The sequence below is a fragment of the Marinicauda salina genome, from assembly GCF_003122085.1.
GTDB lineage: Bacteria > Pseudomonadota > Alphaproteobacteria > Caulobacterales > Maricaulaceae > Maricicauda_A > Maricicauda_A salina.
This window is the reverse complement of record NZ_QEXV01000001.1, coordinates 151709-170470: the sequence shown is the minus strand read 5'-3', so window position 1 is coordinate 170470 and position 18762 is coordinate 151709. Positions and strand designations below refer to the sequence as shown.

Genomic DNA, 18762 nt, shown 5'->3' with positions numbered 1-18762 from the left:
GCCGGCTTCCGGGCTCGCCTCAGCGAATGGTGACGTTTCCCATCTTGAACTCGAACATCACCACGCAGCCGGTGAGATGCGCGCCTTCGTCGAGCGGCTGGAAGCGCCAGTCGCGCACTGCGCGGAGGGCCTCGCGATCGAAGCTGCCGCCGGGCACGCCCTCGGCGATGCGGACATTCTCCACCGCGCCGGAGGCCAGCACGTCGAACTCGACGATCGACCAGCCCTGCAGCCCGCGCGCCCAGCCGCGGGCGGGATAGTCGGGCAGGCTCGCCGAGGCCGCGCGCAGCTCGCCGCCCCGGCAGCCCTCGCCTGATGCCGTCCGCTCGACATTGGGCGGCAGCGGCATGTCGGAGGTCACCCGGAAAGGGCCGCGCTCGCGCGGATCGGGCAGCGGGTTCAACGCCGCGTCCCCCGCGCAGGCGGCGAGGACGAGCGTAAGGGCGGTGACGGCGAGGCGGCGCATGGGGCGGACCGTGGCGCGCGGCGCGACGAAGGGCAAGCGGAGGATGCGGCGCCTCATAGGCTCGTCATTCCCGCGAAGGCGGGAACCCAGGGAGGACGCGAGGCGCGCTTCGATTCACGGGTCCTGACTTCACCCGCCTTCGCGGGCGCAGGTCGTCAGGAAGGCGAAGGTGAGGGCGCACACGGGCGCGGGCGGGTGTCCTCCCCCGTTTACGGGGGAGGTGTCAGCGAAGCTGACGGAGGGGGGCGAACGGCGCCCTTCGTCTCGGCCCTTGGATTGGATCCAAGGGCCCAGTTCGGAGCGGACGCACGACGCACTGGGTCCTTGGGTTCCCCGCCTCCGCGGGGACAGGCAAGCCCAGGGACCGAGAGGTTTGGGCATGCAGCGGGCGCGAGCGACACGAAAAACCCCGCCGGCGCGAACCGGCGGGGTTTGGTGTTTTCGGCGTTGTTCGCCGCCCGATCCTTCGAGGCCCGATCCCCTCACCCTGAGGCGCTCGCCGCAGGCGAGCCTCGAAGGGCGGGGATCGGGCGCCTCAGGATGAGGCGGCGAAAAGGCGCAGCCGCCCCCTAGTAGCGGTAGTGCTCGGCCTTGTACGGGCCGGTCTTCTCGACGCCGATATAGTCGGCCTGCTCGGGCGAAAGCTCGGTGAGCCGGGCGCCCAGCTTGGGCAGGTGCAGCGCGGCGACCTTCTCGTCGAGATGCTTGGGCAGGATGTAGACTTGATTGTCGTACTGGTCGCCCTTGGTCCAGAGCTCGATCTGGGCCAGCACCTGGTTGGTGAAGGACGAGCTCATCACGAAGCTCGGGTGGCCGTTGGCGTTGCCGAGATTCACGAGACGACCCTCGGAGAGCAGGATGATCTTGTTGCCCTCGGGGAACTCGACGAGATCGACCTGCGGCTTGACGTTGGTCCAGTTGAAGTTCTTCAGCGACTCCACCTGAATCTCGTTGTCGAAGTGGCCGATATTGCAGACGATCGCCATGTTCTTCATGCGGCGCATGTGGTCGACGGTGACGACGTCCTTGTTGCCCGTGGCCGTGACGACGATGTCGATGTCCTCGATCACGTCCTCGAGCGTGACGACCTCGAAGCCGTCCATGCAGGCCTGCAGCGCGCAGATCGGGTCGATCTCGGTGACCGAGACGCGGCAGCCGGCCTGGGCGAGCGATTCCGCCGAACCCTTGCCGACATCGCCATAGCCGCAGACGACGGCGGTCTTGCCGGCCATCATCAGGTCGGTGCCGCGGCGGATGGCGTCGACCAGGCTCTCGCGGCAGCCGTAGCGGTTGTCGAACTTCGACTTGGTCACGGAGTCATTGACGTTGATCGCCGGGAAGGCGAGCTCGCCGCGCTTGGCCATCTGGTAGAGGCGCATGACGCCGGTGGTCGTCTCCTCGGAGACGCCCTTGATCGCGCCCTTGGCCTTCTTGAACCAGCCGGGGCTGGCCTTCAGCCGCTTCTGGATGGTGGCGAAGAGGTGCTTCTCCTCCTCCGAGGTCGGCTCGCCGAGGACGGACGGATCCTCTTCGGCCTTCGCGCCCAGCTGCAGATACAGCGTCGCGTCGCCGCCGTCGTCGAGGATCATGTTGGCCGTCTCGCCGTCAGGCCAGTGGAAGATCGCGTCGCAGAACTCCCAGTATTCCTGGAGCGTCTCGCCCTTGTAGGCGAAGACGGGCACGCCCTTCTCGGCGATCGCCGCGGCGGCGTGGTCCTGGGTGGAGAAGATGTTGCACGACGCCCAGCGCACCTCGGCGCCGAGCTCGACCAGCGTCTCGATCAGGACGGCGGTCTGGATCGTCATGTGCAGCGAGCCGGCGATGCGCGCGCCCTTCAGGGGCTTGCTGTCGCGATACTCCTCGCGCAGCGCCATGAGACCGGGCATCTCGATCTCGGCCATCTCGATCTCGATGCGGCCCCACTTGGCCAGCGAGATGTCCTTGATGAAATTGTCTGCGCCGGCTGCTGCGGCGTTGATGAGCGTCATTGAGTTTTGCCTTTTTAGCTGTCGGTCATGGGGCCTGCGTCAGGGGCGGCCCCGGTGTCGGACGCGCGGTGTATAGCTCGCGCGCCGTTGCGGGGCAAATGACCCTCTGAAGACTCCCGCAGCCCCGCGTCGCGCGGTTCAGCGGCAGGAATCCCTTAAACCGGTCCTAAAATTGTATAAACTGTTTGGTAACGAAGCCCGGCGTGCCGACGGGGGACGGTGCAGCGAGGGCCGGACGCCGGCGCGGAAGCGCCGGAGGGGCGGATGAGGGGAGCCAGACAGATGGCGACATTGCCGAGCGCGCAAGCCAATCAGTCATTCGGACGCAAGGCCGTGGACTATTACGCGGTCCCGGGCCGCGTCGTGGGGTCCGACCCGCGCGCGCGGGCGGACGAGCGGCGGATCGAGGACACCGACGGAATCCGGCACTCGGTCCGCCTGGCCGCGCCCGAGTTCCAGCTCGACGCGGGCGACTCCACGTCGGTGCTGCGTTTCCAGCCCGGCCCGACGCGGCGCTCGCTGCCCGTGGCGGTGATCAACCATTCCGAGGGCGCGTGGACGCGCACCCACGCCGACGCCTCGACGCTGCTGTCGCGGGCCGGCGTCGCGCGCGGGCTGAACTGGATGCTGACCGTGGCGGCCTTCCTGGTCGCCGCGCTGGTCGCGCTGTGGCCGGGCGTGCGTCGGCTCGTCGGCCAGATCTGGCCGGCCGCCTTCGATCAGCTGCCCGCCTTCAACGTCTTCGCGCTCGCCGTCGACGCGGTTCCCGATCTCGCCTCCTGGCGGATCGCCGAGGCCGCGCCCGGCGTGACGGCCGCGATCCGCGAGGCCGCGCCCTTCCTGGCGGGCTACGAGGCGCTGGCGGTCTTCGGCGCGGCGAGCCTGGCCGGCGCGGTCGTGTGCTTCGCCGCGCGGTCCTGGCGGCTGCTCTGGACGCCGCTGCTGATCGCCGCGGTCGGGTTCGGCGCGATCGGCGTCGCCGGCCCCTACGGCGCGGCCGCCCCGGCCGTCGCCGCGCTCGGCGCGAGCGTGTTCGTCTTTCTCGCCGGGGGCATGATCAACCGGGCCCGCGATTCCTGGCGGCTGGAGCACCGCGTCTCCGCGCTGGCCGAGCACCTGCTGAAGAATCCGCCCGACGAGATGGTCCGCGCCCCGGCGCACGCCGAGGCCGCCGCGGCCGCCGTCGATCCGGAAGAGTTCTCCGCGCCGGATTCCTTCGTCGACTCGGAGCCGGAAGGCGACCAGGCCGCCGAGGCCGAACCGGCCGCCTACGCGGCGGCCGATCCGGCGGACGAAGCGTCGATTGCGGATGTCCCGGAACGGGACGGCGCCGAAGCCGACGTCGCCCCGTCGGAGGAAGCGCCCGCGCATGCGTCCGCCGAGCCCGAAGCCGCTCCGGAACCCGCGCCCGAACCCGAGCCCGCTGCGGCCGAGATCGATCCGCGCGCCGAGGAGGCCCGCGACATGGAGCTGCCCCCGCCGCCGCCCATGCCCGCGCCGGCCGAAGCCGCCGCCCGGACGGCTGAAGACGGTGAAACCGGCGAGGCGGGCGGCGATCCCGCCGGCGCCCAGCCGCTGCGGCCCTCGCGACCGTTGTCGGAAGCCGGCGTGCCGGCCTTCGCCGCGCCCGCCGCCCCGCCCGTGCCGGACGCGAGCCCGGGCGAGACCGGCGAAGTCGCGAACGATCGCGTCGAAGAGGACGAGCCGGTCGGCTGACCGGCTCGGTCCGGAGCCGGGCTCAGTCCGGCTCCTCGAACCCGCACTCGATGAGGTCGGCGAGCGCGTTGAGCGCGGCGTCGGCCTGCGGACCCTCGGCGGTGATGGTCACCTCCGCGCCGGGCCCGGCGGCGAGCATCAAGAGCTCCATGATGGAATCGGCGTCGACCGTCTCGCCGTCCTTGGTGAGCCGGATCCGCGCATCGTAACGGCCGGCTTCGGAGACGAACTTGGCGGCGGCCCGGGCGTGAAGGCCCCGGCGATTGCACACGCGCGCGGTGCGCGAGGCGCTCAAGCCGCCCCGTCCAGGATCTTGGAGGCCACCGCGATATAGCGCTTGCCCGCCTCGCAGGCGCTCTCGGCGAGCTCGTGGATCGGAACCCGGGCGCGCGCCTCGGCGAGCTTGATCATCATCGGCAGATTGGCGCCGGCGATCACCTCGACCTTCTGCTTCTCCAGCAGCGAGATGGCGAGATTGGACGGCGTGCCGCCGAACATGTCGGTGAGGATGACCACGCCCTCGCCCTGGTCGACCTCGGCGACGGCCTCGCGGATGTCGTCGCGGCGCTTCTCCATGTCGTCGTCGGGGCCGATGGAGATCGCGACGCAGGATTCCAGCGGACCGACCACGTGCTCGGTGGCCGCGACAAGCTCGTCGGCGAGCCGGCCGTGGGTGACGACGACGATCCCGATCATGGCGCGCGGCGGTCCCTGACAGTCAACGAACCGTCATCTAATCGCGCTTTCGCGTCTGCGAAAAGCCCCGGAAGGCGGGTTTCGCGCAGGGATTTCAGCCGAGATGGGCGGGCAGCTGCACCACGAAGCGCGCGCCGGCGACCGCGCCGGCCTCGTCGCGCCGGTTCTCCGCGTAGATGCGCCCGCCGTGGGCGGTGACGATCTGACGGGCGATCGCCAGCCCCAGCCCGGAATGGGCGCCGAAGTCGCCGCCCTCCGGGCGCTGGGTGTGGAAGCGGTCGAAGATGGTCTCGAGGCTCTCCTCCGGCACTCCCGGGCCGTCGTCGTCGACGGTGACGATGAGAACCGGCCGGCCGCGGCCGTGGCCGCGGCGCAGGCGCACGCGCACCTCGCCGCCGGCGGGCGAGAAGGTCACGGCGTTGTCGACCAGGTTGGTGAAGACGCGGCTCAGCGGGCCCTCGCGGGCGCGCACGACGGGATCGCGCGCCTCGACCTCGAGCGAGACCCGCACCGCCTGGTCGCCGGATTCGCCCGAATACGCCGCCGCGATCTCCTCAAGCAGGCGCGTCATGTCGACGACGGCGAGATCCTCGCGGGCGAGTTCGGCGTCGAGACGCGAGGCGTTCGAAATGTCGGTGATCAGCCGGTCGAGCCGGCGCACGTCGTGCTGGATCACCGCGATGAGCTTGTCGCGGCGCTCGGGGTCGGTCGCGGTGGGCAGGACCTCGGCGGCCGAGCGGATCGAGGTGAGCGGGTTCTTGATCTCGTGGGCGACGTCGGCGGCGAAGGCCTCGATGGCGTCGAGCCGGTCATAGAGCGTCTCGGTCATGTCGGCGAAGGCGCGACCGAGATCGCCGATCTCGTCGCCCCGCTTGCCCATGTCGGGCAGCGGCACGCGGCGTCCGCCCGCCAGCCGCACTGCGCGCGCCGTGCCGGCCAGGCGGCGCACCGGTCGCGCGATGTAGAAGGTCAGGCCGACGGCGGCGAAGAACAGAGCGATGACATCGATCAGGATATACGGCGCCATCGCTTGGCGCTCTGCGGCCACGAGCGCGTCGAGATCGTAGGATTCGAAGGTGACCGCGCCGATGACGGCCTGGATCGGCTGAATGGGCAGGGTCACCGAGACGATGCGCTGGCCCTCGGCGCTGCGGCGCACCCCGGCCACGACCTCGCCCTCGCGCATGGCCAGCCGGACCTCGTCGAGCAGGCTGCGTTCGAGGGATGCGCGCTCCTCCTCGGAGAGGAATAGCCGGCGGAGGCGATTCCAGCCGCGTTCGAAGAAATCGCCGGCGCGACTGATCGGTCCCGGGCTGCCCGCCGGCGGGAGCGTCTCGACCGCCACGCGCCCGGCGATGAGATGGCTGTCGGAAACGAGGCGGCCGCCCTTGTCGAAGATGAGCGCGCGCGTCTCCTCCGGCGCGTAGAGCCGCGACAGGCGCAGCAGCACGGAGCGGGCGTCCTCGGTGTCGAGGACCGGCTCGGGCTGCTGCTGAACGGCGGTCTCGACCAGCAGGTTGGCGATGAGGTCGGCCTGGGCGGTCAGCGATTCGACCTTGGCGTCGACGAGCGCGCGCTTGTTCTCGGTGATGACGAGCACCGAGATCACCAGGAAGGCGAGCACCGCCAGATTGACCGCGAGAATGACAAAGCTCAGCTGCGACAGCACGAAGGGCCGCAGCCGGCGGGGCAGTCGCTCCGCGAAGCGGCGCGCTGCGTCAAGCCTCCTTGTAACGGTATCCGACGCCATAAAGGGTTTCGATCCCGTCGAAATTCTCGTCGACCTGCCGGAACTTCTTGCGGATCCGCTTGATGTGGCTGTCGATCGTCCGGTCGTCGACATAGACCTGATCGTCGTAGGCGGCGTCCATCAGGTTGTCGCGGCTCTTCACATAGCCCGGCCGCTGGGCGAGCGAATGCAGGATCAGGAACTCCGTCACCGTCAGGCGCACCGGCTTGCCGTCCCACGAGCAGGCGTGGCGATTCGGATCCAGCACCAGCTTGCCCCGGATGATGGGTTTCTTGTCGCCGGCCTCCGCGCCGGCGCCGGCGCTCGCGCCCTGGCTGCGCCGGAGCACGGCCTTGATGCGCTTGGACAGGAGCTGGTGGGAGAACGGCTTGGTGATGTAGTCGTCGGCGCCGAGATCGAGGCCCAGCGCCTCGTCGAACTCCTCGTCCTTCGAGGTCAGGAAGATCACCGGCACGTTGGAGGTCTGGCGAATGCGCCGCAGCAGCTCCAGCCCGTCCATGCGCGGCATCTTGATGTCGAGAATGGCGATGTCCGGCGGGGTCTCCGTCACCGCGCTGAGCGCCGCCGCGCCGTCGGTGAAGGTGCGCACGTGATAGCCCTCGCCCTCCAGGAACATGGAGACCGAGGTGAGGATGTTCTCGTCATCGTCGACCAGAGCGATCGTGGTCATGCCGGCTCCCTGTCACGCCGCCGCAAGTTTGCGTGCGAGCTTATCGTTCCGCGAGCGCTGCGCAATCCGGCGGTTACGCCGGATTAAGCAAGACTGCGCGAGCATGCGCCCTCGAAGGCGGCGGGGCGGGCGCGGATGACGGACGGCGTGGTTCATTTCGAGGTGTTCGTTCAGAAGAACGCGAAGGCGTCCTGGCGGCTGTTCGAGGCCTGCGACGCGCGCGCCGACGCGATGGAGATCGCGAAGACCTTCCTCAAGGCCAATCCCGCCGCATCCGTCCGCGTCACGCGGGAGCAGTACGATCCCGAGGAGCGTGTCTTCAACGCCTTCACGATATTCGAATCGGGCGCGGAGAAGCTGCGCGATCCCGTCGAGAAGACGGGCGAGGCGACCATCCCCTGCCTGACGACCGAGGACCTCGCCGGGCCGGCGGCGCGCGAGACGGTTCGCCGCGTGCTGTCGACCTGGCTGGAGCGCCGGCAGGTCTGCCCGCTCGAGCTGTTCCATCGCGCCGATCTCGTCGACGAGCTCGACGCCGACGACAACGACCTGCAGCACGCCATCCAGAAGGTGGCGGTGGCGCGGGCCCAGAACTCGGACGCCTCGGTGCACGCCTATGTCCGGGTGATCACCCAGCTGGTCCAGCGCGCGATCGACCAGAAGCGCCGCGAGAACCGGGCCCACCCCACGCCGTCGGCGAAGGGCGGTTTCGCCGAGATGGCCGAGCGCATCCTGTCCGAGGGCGGCCCCGAGAAGCGGCTGCGCGCGGCCGTCGCGGCGCATCTCGCCGAGGCGCCGGAGATGGGGCGCAAGGCGGAAATGCTGCTCGACCTCCACGACGACCTCCCCGCCGATCCGGAGGCGCGCGCGCTCGCCGAACAGGCCGCAGACGCCTTCCTGGCGGAAGTGCTGTCCTTCGATCGCGCGCTCGATCGCGTGCTTGGAACCACGCGCGATCTCGGCGAGCAGGTGGAACGCCTGACCGCGGTCTATGAAGGCGCGCCGGGCCAGCCCGCGCTGGACCAGGCGGCCGAATGCGCCCGCCGTCTCGCGGCGAAATTCAAGGCGAAAGCTCTGCCCGACAGCCATGGCGAGATCGCCCGGCGCATCCTCGACGCCTTGCAGCGGCCGGGGCGGTTCAAGCCCGACGACTTCGCCGCTGAGATCAGGCTGATGCGCACGCTCGCCCAGCGCCTGATCGCGGCGTCGGGAGCCAATCTGCATCCCGAGGCGCTCGTCGAGGCCTTCACGCATCGCTCGGCGCGACTGCTGTCGCCGGACACGGTCGAGGAGGCGCTCGCCGGCGCCGCAGGGCCCGTCGAGCAGATCGCCCGGCTGATGGCGATGGAGGACAATCTCGTCGGCGCGACCAACAAGAAGAAGCTCGCCGCGCATATCCGCGCGCGGCTGAAGAGCGCGCCGGCCGAGGCGTATTTCGTGCGCGGGCCGGGCGCGCCCTTCGAGCGGCTCGCGCGGCTGGCCGCGTTCCAGCGCCGCGCCCGGGAGGGGTCGTTTCCCGACGAGGACAAGGCCGAGCTGTGCGAGGCGTTCGACGCCACGGGCCTGGAAGTTCTCGATTCCACGAAGGTGCTCGACCGCGTCGTCGCCTCGCAGAAACCGGCGCTCGAGCGGGCTCTGGCGCTGCTCAGGCTGGTCGATCAGAACATCCTGCCCGACGGCGCCTGCGCGCGCGACGGCTATCATCGCGCGCGTCGCCTGCTCGCCTCCGAAGAAGGCCGCGCGCAAGCCGCCGACGTGGCGGCGGCGGCTGCGCTCGAGGAGATTCGCCGCCTGATGGAGGCTGTCGAGGCGCGCTGGTCGACGGACGAGGAGGACGCTGCGCCGGAGGCCGCCGCCGATCCCGACGCGGCCTGAGCGATCAGCTCCGCGCCATCCCCGCCTCGGCCAGCCGGGCGGCGTAGTCGGCCATGAGGCCGTCGGCGTTCTCGCCGAGTTCGCGCAGATAGTCCCAGGAATAGATGCCCGAGGCGTGGCCGTCGTCGAAGGTGAGCCGCACGGCGTAGCGGCCGACCGGCTCGGCCTCGGTGACGCGGACGTCGCGCTTGCCGGTCACCAGCCGCTTCTGGTCGGGCGCGTGGCCCTGGACCTCGGCGGACGGGCTCTCGACCCGCAGCAGTTCGAAAGGGATATCGAAGCGCGCGCCGTCGTCGAATTCGATCGTGAGCGCGCGTGCGCCGTCGCGGAAGGCGAGCCGGACGGGCCAGGGGCGGCCGGCCATGATCAGTCCTCCAGCCGGCGGGCTTCCTCCGGCAGCATGATCGGGACGCCCTCGCGGATGGGATAGGCCAGCCCCGCCGAGCGGGAGACGAGCTCCTGGGCTTCGCGATCATACTCGAGCGGGCCGCGCGTCACCGGGCAGACGAGAATCTCCAGCAGCTTGGGGTCGACCTCGCTGCTGCGCCGCGCGCCGTTTTCGGCGGTGTCTTTCTTCTGATCCGACATGGCGCCTTATTAGGCGTCGCGGCGGGTCGGGTCTAGTGCCGGTCCGCCGATCCGGGACCGTCGGATTCAGCGTCGAGAGCGGCGCTCATGAGCGCCGACAAAGCCTCCGCGCGCTCGGCGCCGCCGGCGGCCTCCAGCAAGGCCTGCTTGGCGGCGGGTTCGAACGGAACCGCCATCGCCACCTTGTTGACGACGGCGTTCAGCGGCGCCTGATCGATGGACGGCCAGTCGGCCTCCATCCCTTCCTGCTCGAAAAAGCGGCGCAGGAGCGCGAGGAAGGCCGTGCGGTCGGCCGGGTCGGCGAGCGGTCGCGGCCGCAGGTCGTCCTCGAACTCGGCGTAGTCGACGCGCGCGACGCGATAGGGCGTCGCGGTGTCCAGCTCCTCGATCACGCGGAAGCGGGCGAGGCCGGCGAGCACGATGAGATAGCGCCCGTCATCGGTCTCTTCATAGCTCGCGATCCGTCCGACGCAGCCGACCGGCTCGAGCGCGGGGCGCGCCTTCGGGCCCTCGTCGCGCGGCTGGATGACGCCGATCACGCCGACGCCGGCGCGCGCGTCGTCGACCATGTTGAGATAGCGCGGCTCGAAGACATTGAGCGGCAGATGTTCGCCCGGCGGCAGGATGCAGCCGCGGATCGGAAACAGCGGTATCTCGCGCGGGGGCGCGGCGTCGCTCATGGCGTTCGGTCACTCGGTCGCGTCAGGGTCGGAGATAGGCCGGCCGTCCGGCGCGGCCACCGCTCCATCTAGGAGAACAGCAGCGAGGACAGGCGCCGGCGGCCTTCCTTTGCGACCTCCGAGCCGGGCCCGGCGGCGTCGAACACCCGCAGCAGCAGCTTGCGCGCGGCCTCGTCGTTCCATTCCCGGTCGGCGCCGATCGAATCCAGGAGCGCGTCGGCGCCGCCGGCGAGATCGCCCGCCGCGATGCGGGCCCGCGCCAGCTCGTAATGCGCCTCGGGGTCGCCCGGAGACTGTTCGGCGCGCCGGGCGAGTTCGGCGGCGTCGCCCGCGCCTTCGGTTTCGCCCGACAGCTCCATCGCCGCGCGCACGCCGGCGATGGCGGGGTCGGATTTCTTGTTCTCGGGAACCGAGTCGAGGAGGGCCCGGGCCTGGTCGGCGTCGCCGCCGGCGAGGTGGACCCGCGCCAGGCCGGCGATGGCGGCGACCGATTCCTTGTCCATCTGCAGCGCCGCGGCGTAGTCCTGCGCCGCGCCGCCGGGATCGCCGGCGGCCAGCGCGGCGTCGGCGCGCGCGATCAGCTCCTCGATCGCGGCCTCATCCTTGTCGCCGGACAGCCGCTTGATGAAGTCCTTGATCTGGCTTTCCGGCAGCGCGCCCATGAAGCCGTCGACCGGCTGGCCGTCCTGGAACGCGATCACGGCGGGGATGGACTGGATGCGCAGCTGGCCGGCCACGCCGGGGTTCTCGTCGATATTGACCTTGACCAGGCGCACGGCGCCGCCCGCCTCGCGCACCGTCTTCTCGATCACCGGGCCGAGCTGGCGGCAGGGGCCGCACCACGGCGCCCAGAAATCGACCAGCACGGGAACCTGGCGCGACGGCTCGACCACGTCCTGCATGAAGGACTGGTCGGTCCCGTCCTTGACGATGTCGCCGCCGGCGCTGTCCGGACCCGGGCTTTCGGTCGCGTCGGACTGGGTGACTTGGCCGTCGGCCCCGAGAATCTGCATGTCAGGCCTCCATGGGATGAACGTTCAGCGTCTAGTTGGATCGTCGCGCGGCGCGGCGCAAGTCCGCGCCCGGCTCAGGCCGTGAGATCGACGATCTCGGGCTCGCGGCCCAGCGCGCGCAGGAAGCGCAGGAAATCGTCCCGCGAGACGGCCGTGGTCGCGTCATTGCTCATGGGATGGAAATTGAGCGGGTCGGCCTCCATCAGGGCTGCGTCGAGCACGAAGCGCACGCGGCGGTCGGGATCGTTGACCAGCGCGAAGGCGGTCACCGAGCCCGGCTCCACGCCCAGCGTCTCGCGCAGAAGCTCGGGCTTGCCGAAGGACAGCCGTCCGCAGCCCAGCCGCCTGTGGAGCTGCTTGAGCGCGACCTCGGTGTCGTGGGCGGCCGAGATCAGCAGCACGTTTCCCTTCTTGTCCTTGAGGAAGAGATTCTTGGTGTGGCCGCCGGGCAGATCGGCCTTGATGCGTTCGCTTTCGGCCACCGTGAAGACGGGCGGATGCTCGGCCGTGCGATGGGCGATGCCCAGCTCGTCGAGCCAGGCGAACAGCGCGTCGCGGTCGGCGGGCGCGGCGGGAGGCGGGGGCGCGTCGGTCATGGCGAATGTCTAGGCGGGAGAGGCTTGCAGGGGCAAGCGCGGCGGGGCGCGGAGCCGGTCTGCGCGAAGCCGCGCCGGCGGGCTTGCCAAAGCGATCGCGATGCGCGATACACCACGCCTCCCGGCGCTGAGCCGGGCCCGGCTGACGCTGGATTGAGCGGGCGTAGCTCAGGGGTAGAGCATCACCTTGCCAAGGTGAGGGTCGTGAGTTCGAATCTCATCGCCCGCTCCATTTTCCTTCCTTCCCGACCGCGCTGACGCGGCGTTTCCAGCCCGGAAACGGAGTTCTCACGCGCTCGTGACAGCGCGTGCATGGCGCCGCCGGCGGCGGGGCGCCATATGGGGGTCGACGACGGCCCGGCGCCCGGCGCCCGGGTGCGAGACGGAAGGAAGATCGAGATGGCGCGCTACCTGTCCCTGAGCCTCGCGGCTGCATTTTTCATCGCGACGACGGCGATCGCCGCTTGCGTCGGCGCGGGCGGCGTCTACATCTCGACTGTGAGCTGATGTCAGTTCGAGAGATTGAAACCAGGCCTCAGTGTGCGTCCCCCCAGCCTGCCCAGTGAGGCCTGCAGGCGTCGCCGGACCTGCCTGTCCCCGTCCGGCGGCGCCGCTTCTTCGAAACGCCCCGCGAGCGATGCGCTCGCGGGGCGTTTTCATGTCCGCCGTCTCACCAGGGCAGGTCCTGGCCGTTGACGTGGAAGAAGCGGCCGCTCATCGCCGGGTTGGCGCGCGCGATCAGGTCGAGCTCGCCGTCAACGGATTCCTGGATCGTCAGCAGCCCGTTCGGTCCGCCCATGTCGGTGCGCACCCAGCCCGGGTGCAGGATCAGCACGATGACGCCGCGATCCTTGAGGTCGATGCTGAGCGACTTGCCGATCGCGTTCAGCGCCGCCTTCGAGGCGCGGTAGACGTACCGCCCGCCGGAATCATTGTCGGCGATCGAGCCCATGCGGCTCGACTGCAGCGCGATCACCTTCATCTGCGAGGCCGCGACCTGGTCGGCGAAGGCCTCGGCCAGCGCCAGCGGCGCCAGCGCGTTGACCGCCATGGTGTCGAGGAAGGCCTGCGAGGCGGCGTGTCCGAAGCTCTGGTCCTTCGGCCCCATGGCGCCGGCGTTGGCGAACAGGATGTCGATCGGTCCGCTCACCTCCTTCGCCAGCGTCTCGGCGGCGTCGAGCTTCGCCGCGTCGTAGCGCACGATCCTCAGCCGGCCGTCGCCGGGGTCGAGGGCCTTGAGGTCGTCGGCCTTCTCGGGCTCGCGGCAGGTCGCGGTGATGGTCCACTCGCGCTCCAGCAGCGTGCGCGTATGGCCCAGACCCAGTCCGCGATTGGCGCCGGTGATCAGGGCGTGGGGCATAGGGGGAACTCCATGATGATGAAGGGCTTGCGTTTCGGCGCGCAGCGAACCACACCCCCCGTGTCCGGTCCAGCCGCCGTGCGCTTGAACCCGGCGCGCGTGCGGCTAGGCTGCGGCCCCGTCCAAGCATCGCCGGCCTGAGGGCGGGCGCGAGGCATGTCCAGGAGACGCTCTCCCATGAACGCCGTCGTCAGCGTCGCGCACGCCTACGAGAAGGACAGCTTTCTCGACGAAGCGAAGAAGCGCTGGAGCGGCGAATTCGGCGACGAGGCGCGCGATTTCCTCGCCCAGATGTGGAACGACGCGCTCGCCGAGGACCTGCAGAGCGTCCGCATCGAGGACGCGGTCGCGCTCGCCGAGGGCTTCTGGGCCTGGGGCGAAGAACGCGCCGACGACGCCATCAAGATCCGCGTGCGCGCAGCCGAGGGCGCCGACGGGGCGCCGCTCAATCGCGACGTGCTCGAGGTGATCGGCCTCGACCGGCCCTTCCTGGTCGATTCGGTGATGGGCGAGATCGCCTCGCAGGGCCTCGACGTGCTGGCGATGTTCCACCCGATCGTCGAAGTCGCGCGCGACGACGCCGGCCGCCGCGAGGAGGCCGACGGGAAGGTCCGCGCCGAATCGATGATCCAGGTCCATCTCGATCCGCTCGACGCAGCCGGGCGCGCCGCGCTCGAGCAGGGCGTCCGGCTGACGCTGGAGGACGTTCGCCAGGCCGTCGACGACTGGAATTCGATGCGCGCGCGGATGGACGAGGCGATCGAGCATCTTTCCCAAGCCAATTCGCCCGCCCCGCAGGAGGAGGTCGACGAGGCGCTCGATTTCCTGCGCTGGCTGCGCGACAACCATTTCGCCTTCCTCGGCTGCCGGACCTATCTGTTCGACGTCGACGAGACCGGCTCGATGCGCAAGCGCGAGCCCGACGTCGAATCGGGATCGAGCTTCGGCGTGCTGCGCGATCCCGATCGCCACGTCCTGAGGAAGAGCGCCGAGCCGGTGCTGCTGACGCCCGCGATCGAGGCGTTCCTGCGCGCGCCCTCGCCGGTGATCGTCGCCAAGGCGAACATGAAGAGCCGCGTCCACCGGCGCGTCTACATGGATTACGTCGGGGTCAAGCGCTATCGCGAAGACGGCGCGGTGATCGGCGAGATCCGCTTCGTCGGCCTGTTCACCGCCGAGGCCTACGACCAGATGGCGCGCGACGTGCCGCTGATCCGGCGCAAGGTGCGGCGCGTCATCGAGCGCGCGGGCAAGGCGCCGGGCAGCCACTCGGCGAAGAAGCTGCAGAACATCGTCGAGAACTATCCCCGCGACGAGCTGTTCCAGACCGACGAGGCCGATCTGCTGCAGATCAGCCTGGGCATCCTGCATCTCTACGACCGGCCGCGGACCAAGCTGTTCATCCGCCGCGACCAGTTCGACCGCTTCGTCTCCTGCCTGCTCTTCGTGCCGCGCGACCGCTACAATTCGCGGGTTCGCGAGCAGGCCGGCGAGGTCATTCGCGCCGCCTTCGACGGCCGGCTGTCCGCCTTTTACCCGCATTTCGGCGACGGCCCGCTGGCGCGCGTCCACTTCATCATCGGGCTCAATCCGTTCGAGCATCCCGAGCCCGACACCGACGAGCTCGAGCAACGCATCGTCGATCTCGCCCGGACCTGGGAGGACGATCTCGAGGCGGCCGCGCGCGCCCACGCCGACACCGGCCTCCGTCACGCCGTCGGCCGCTATCTCGAGGGTTACACGGCGGGGTATCGCGAGCGCTATTCGCCGGGCGAGGCGCTCGCCGATCTCGAACGCATGGAGGCGCTCTCCGCGCCGCGCGACACCGGCGCGCGGGCCTATCGCGCCCGCGGCGACGGCGCCGACTGCCTGCGGGTCAAGCTCTATCGGGTCCGCGACCCGCTCACCCTGTCGGTGGTGCTGCCCGTCCTCGAGAATCTCGGTCTGCACGTCATCGGCGAGGCGGGCTATCCGATCCGTCGGCGCGACGCCGCCGGCGCGCCCGAGACGGTGTGGGTGCACGAGTTCGAGATGCGCATCGAGACGGGACCGATCGAGGATGTGGCGGGCCCGGCGCGCGCCTTCGAGGAGGCGCTGCTCGCCGTGCTCGAGGACCGCGCCGAGGACGACGGCTTCAACCGGCTGATCCTCGCCATCGGCGTGGGCTGGCGCGAGGCGGCCTTCCTCAGGACCTGCGCGCGCTTCCGTCAGCAGACCGGGCTCGACCCCTCCCAGGCGATCCAGGAGGAGGCCTTCGCGTCGCATCCCGCGATCGCGACGAACCTGCTCGAACTCGCCCGCCTGCGCCTCGATCCCGGCCTCGAGATGGACCGCGCGACGCGCGAGGAGCGCGCCGCCGAGGTCTCCGCCCAGATCCGCTCCCAGCTGGAGGAGGTGGCCAGCCTCGATCACGACCGCGCGCTCAGGCGCATCCTGCGTCTCATCGAGGCCGTGCTGCGGACCAATTTCTACCAGACCGGCGAGGACGGCCGGCACAAGCCGTGGATCTCGCTCAAGATCGACAGCGGCAAGGTGCGCGAGCTGCCCGCGCCGAAGCCCTATCGCGAAATCTTCGTGTGGAGTCCGCGCGTCGAGGGCGTGCATATCCGCTTCGGCCCGGTCGCGCGCGGGGGCTTGCGCTGGTCGGACCGCCGCGAGGATTTCCGCACCGAGGTGCTCGGGCTGGTGAAGGCCCAGCAGGTCAAGAACGCCGTCATCGTGCCGGTGGGCTCGAAGGGCGGCTTCTATCCCAAGCAATTGCCCCGCGACGGAAGCCGCGAAGCCTGGATCGCCGAGGGCCAGGAGGCCTACAAGACCTTCCTGCGCGGCATGCTCGACGTCACCGACAACATCGTCGACGACGCCGTGACGCGCCCCGCCGACGTGGTGTGCTGGGACGACGACGACCCGTATCTCGTCGTCGCCGCCGACAAGGGCACCGCGGCGTTCTCCGACATCGCCAACGCCGTCGCCGTCGACGAGTACGATTTCTGGCTGGGCGACGCCTTCGCCTCGGGCGGCTCGGCGGGCTACGACCACAAGAAGATGGGCATCACCGCCCGCGGCGCGTGGGAGTCGGTGAAGCGCCATTTCCGCGAACTCGGCAAGGACATCCAGAACGAGCCCTTCACCGCGGCCGGCGTCGGCGACATGTCCGGCGACGTGTTCGGCAACGGCATGCTGCTGTCGAAGCATGTCCGCCTCGTCGCCGCGTTCGACCATCGAGACATCTTCATCGATCCCGATCCGCAGGACGTCGAGGCGACGTGGATCGAGCGCAAGCGCCTGTTCGATGCGGGCCGCACCAGCTGGCAGGACTATGACCGCTCCCTGATCTCGAAGGGCGGGGGCGTGTTCTCGCGCTCGGCGAAATCGATCCCGCTCAGCCCCGAGATCCGCACGCTGACCGGCCTGACCGGCGACGCCGCGACGCCGAACGAGCTCATCTCCGCCATCCTCAGGGCCGAGGTCGAGCTGATGTGGTTCGGCGGCATCGGGACCTACATCAAGGCGTCGACCGAGCAGAACTACGAGGTCGGCGACAAGACCAATGATGCGATCCGCATCGATGCGCGGGATCTGCGCGCCCAGGTCATCGGCGAGGGCGCCAATCTGGGCCTCACCCAGGCCGCGCGCATCGAGTTCGCCCGCGCCGGCGGCCGGGTCAACGCGGACTTCGTGGACAACTCGGCCGGCGTCGATTCCTCCGACCACGAGGTCAACATCAAGATCCTGCTCAATCCGATGGTGCGCGAGGGTCGGATGACGCGGGAGGCGCGCAACGCGCTGCTGGAGTCGATGACCGAGGACGTCGCCGAGCACGTGCTCCAGCACAATTACGACCAGACCCTGGCGCTGACGATCGCGCGCGAGAACGCCGCGGCGGATCTCGACGCCCATGAGCGCATGATGGAGCGCCTGGAGAAGGCCGGCCGCCTCGACCGCGGCGTCGAGGGGCTGCCGTCGATGGAGGCGGTGCGCTCGCTGAAGGAGCAGGGCGCGGGCCTGACCCAGCCCGAGATCGCCGTGCTGCTGAGCTATTCGAAAATCTCGCTGTTCGACAGGCTCGTCGCCTCGACGGTGCCGGACGACCCGCATTTCGAGGCCACGCTGGTCGACTATTTCCCCCGACAGCTGGCGGAATATCGCGAGGCGATGGACGGCCATCGCCTGAAGCGCGAGATCATCGCGAGCCGACTCGCCAACAACATGGTCAATCTCGGCGGGCCGACCTTCGTCCACCGCGCCGTGGAGAGCACCGCGGCGGGTGTCGACATGATCGCGCGCTCGTTCGAGGCGGGCCGCTGCATCTTCCGCTTCAAGGACCTCACCGACCGCATCAACGCGCTCGACAACAAGGCGCCCGCCGAGGTGCAGAGCAAGCTCCACGACGAGATCATCCGCCTGCTGCGCCGTCAGACCTACTGGCTGGCCCGCCGCGGCCGCGGGCTCGAGACGGCGACGCCGCTGGGCATCGACTCCGTGATCTCGGCCTACCAGCCCGGGGTCGACCAGCTGAAGGAGTGGGTCGCCGACATCATCTCCGACCACGAGACGATGGGCGTCGATGCGCGCTATGACAGCTATGTCGTCGCCGGCGCGCCGAAGGAGCTCGCCGCCGACGTCGCCCGGCTCCGGCCGCTGACCTCGTCATCCGACGTGATCGATCTCGCCGAGCGGCGCAACTGGCCGCTGGAGGCGGTCGCGCGGCTCTATCACCGCATCGGCGGACGCTTCACCTTCGACGAGCTGCGCGGCTCCGGCGGGCAGATCTCGTCGGACCTGCACTGGGACCGGCTCGCCGTCCGGCGCCTCATCGAGGATCTCTACGCCAGCCATCAGAGCATCTGCGAGGCGATGATGGTCTACGCCGAGGAGGCGGGCGGCCGGCTGCAGTCCGGCGTCGAGTCGCCGGACGCCGACTGGGCGGACTCGCTCGTGGAGTCCTGGCAGACGGTCAACGCCTCGGAAGTCGACCGCGCCGACGCCGCGATCGAGGAGCTCACCAGCTCCGGGCCCTGGACGCTGTCGAAGGTCGCGATCGCCTCGACGCAGCTGCGCGAGCTGGCCCAGTACGCGCGTCAGGGCTGATCGGCCGCGCCCGGCGAACCTCCTTGTCATCCCGGCCGACCGGAGGGAGAGCCGGGATCGACCGGACTCGCGAACCGACTTCGGGACGCGTTGTCGGTAGGTCCCGGATAGCCCTGCGGGCTTCCGGGATGACGCGCGAATCGCGAAAGTACAGCGCTCGGCCCAGCCTCACCTGCGGACGCGGCCAGGTGGTGACGGCGTCGCGGCCCCAGGCGTCGGTGCTGATGCGCGTGCGCCAGTAATTCGCCGCATCGGGCTCGCCGGTCTCGTTGA

At 70.0% G+C, this 18762-nt stretch carries 15 protein-coding genes and 1 tRNA gene; 4 read left to right on the top strand and 12 right to left on the bottom strand.

Annotated elements, in window-relative coordinates; translation table 11 throughout:
• Positions 1–19 precede the first annotated feature (19 nt).
• Both DDZ18_RS00625 and ahcY read right to left on the bottom strand, forming a co-directional pair.
• Positions 20–466: an energy transducer TonB gene (locus DDZ18_RS00625; protein WP_233245652.1), complete on the bottom strand. Its 447-nt coding sequence runs from the start codon at positions 464–466 to the stop codon at positions 20–22.
• Positions 467–1035: 569 nt separating this feature from the next.
• A complete protein-coding gene (gene ahcY / locus DDZ18_RS00620) occupies positions 1036–2454 on the bottom strand; it encodes an adenosylhomocysteinase (protein ID WP_109251426.1) in 1419 nt (472 codons plus the stop codon).
• 282 nt (positions 2455–2736) lie between these two features.
• Between ahcY and DDZ18_RS00615 the strand changes: the two genes are divergently transcribed.
• Positions 2737–4170, top strand: a complete 1434-nt coding sequence (locus DDZ18_RS00615) for a hypothetical protein (protein ID WP_109251425.1) — start codon at positions 2737–2739, stop codon at positions 4168–4170.
• 22 nt (positions 4171–4192) lie between these two features.
• Here DDZ18_RS00615 and DDZ18_RS00610 read toward each other — a convergent pair whose 3' ends face one another.
• From DDZ18_RS00610 to DDZ18_RS00595, 4 genes are all read right to left on the bottom strand, one after another.
• Positions 4193–4465: an HPr family phosphocarrier protein gene (locus tag DDZ18_RS00610; protein WP_109251424.1), complete on the bottom strand. Its 273-nt coding sequence runs from the start codon at positions 4463–4465 to the stop codon at positions 4193–4195.
• A complete protein-coding gene (locus DDZ18_RS00605) occupies positions 4462–4866 on the bottom strand; it encodes a PTS sugar transporter subunit IIA (RefSeq protein WP_109251423.1) in 405 nt (134 codons plus the stop codon). The genes DDZ18_RS00610 and DDZ18_RS00605 overlap by 4 nt, the downstream gene beginning before the upstream one ends.
• 94 nt (positions 4867–4960) lie before the next feature.
• On the bottom strand, positions 4961–6535 hold the full coding sequence (locus DDZ18_RS00600; protein WP_233245651.1) for a stimulus-sensing domain-containing protein: 1575 nt from the start codon (positions 6533–6535) through the stop codon (positions 4961–4963).
• Positions 6536–6584: 49 nt separating this feature from the next.
• A complete protein-coding gene (locus tag DDZ18_RS00595) occupies positions 6585–7286 on the bottom strand; it encodes a response regulator transcription factor (RefSeq protein WP_109251421.1) in 702 nt (233 codons plus the stop codon).
• Positions 7287–7421: 135 nt separating this feature from the next.
• Between DDZ18_RS00595 and DDZ18_RS00590 the strand changes: the two genes are divergently transcribed.
• Positions 7422–9161, top strand: coding sequence for a hypothetical protein (locus DDZ18_RS00590; RefSeq protein ID WP_109251420.1), 1740 nt, complete (start codon positions 7422–7424; stop codon positions 9159–9161).
• 4 nt (positions 9162–9165) lie between these two features.
• On the opposite strand, the gene DDZ18_RS00585 is transcribed toward DDZ18_RS00590, so the two are convergent.
• The 5 genes from DDZ18_RS00585 to DDZ18_RS00565 form a co-directional block, all read right to left on the bottom strand.
• Entirely contained in the window at positions 9166–9525 is a 360-nt protein-coding gene (locus DDZ18_RS00585; protein ID WP_109251419.1) for a gamma-butyrobetaine hydroxylase-like domain-containing protein, read from the bottom strand.
• 2 nt (positions 9526–9527) lie between these two features.
• A complete protein-coding gene (locus DDZ18_RS00580; protein ID WP_109251418.1) occupies positions 9528–9749 on the bottom strand; it encodes a Trm112 family protein in 222 nt (73 codons plus the stop codon).
• Positions 9750–9781: 32 nt separating this feature from the next.
• Positions 9782–10429 (bottom strand): LON peptidase substrate-binding domain-containing protein, encoded by a 648-nt coding sequence (locus DDZ18_RS00575; RefSeq protein WP_109251417.1) that lies wholly within the window; start codon positions 10427–10429, stop codon positions 9782–9784.
• 68 nt (positions 10430–10497) lie between these two features.
• Positions 10498–11442 (bottom strand): thioredoxin, encoded by a 945-nt coding sequence (gene trxA / locus DDZ18_RS00570; protein WP_109251416.1) that lies wholly within the window; start codon positions 11440–11442, stop codon positions 10498–10500.
• A 74-nt stretch (positions 11443–11516) separates the two neighbouring features.
• Positions 11517–12038, bottom strand: a complete 522-nt coding sequence (locus tag DDZ18_RS00565) for a prolyl-tRNA synthetase associated domain-containing protein (protein WP_109251415.1) — start codon at positions 12036–12038, stop codon at positions 11517–11519.
• Positions 12039–12195: 157 nt separating this feature from the next.
• Here DDZ18_RS00565 and DDZ18_RS00560 point away from each other — a divergent pair.
• A tRNA-Gly gene (locus tag DDZ18_RS00560) sits at positions 12196–12270 on the top strand.
• 438 nt (positions 12271–12708) lie between these two features.
• Here the strand turns inward: DDZ18_RS00560 and DDZ18_RS00550 are convergent.
• Entirely contained in the window at positions 12709–13398 is a 690-nt protein-coding gene (locus DDZ18_RS00550) for an SDR family oxidoreductase (RefSeq protein ID WP_109251413.1), read from the bottom strand.
• 177 nt (positions 13399–13575) lie between these two features.
• On the opposite strand from DDZ18_RS00550, the gene DDZ18_RS00545 reads away from it, so the two are divergent.
• Positions 13576–18489 (top strand): NAD-glutamate dehydrogenase, encoded by a 4914-nt coding sequence (locus tag DDZ18_RS00545; RefSeq protein ID WP_109251412.1) that lies wholly within the window; start codon positions 13576–13578, stop codon positions 18487–18489.
• The last annotated feature ends 273 nt before the right edge of the window (positions 18490–18762 follow it).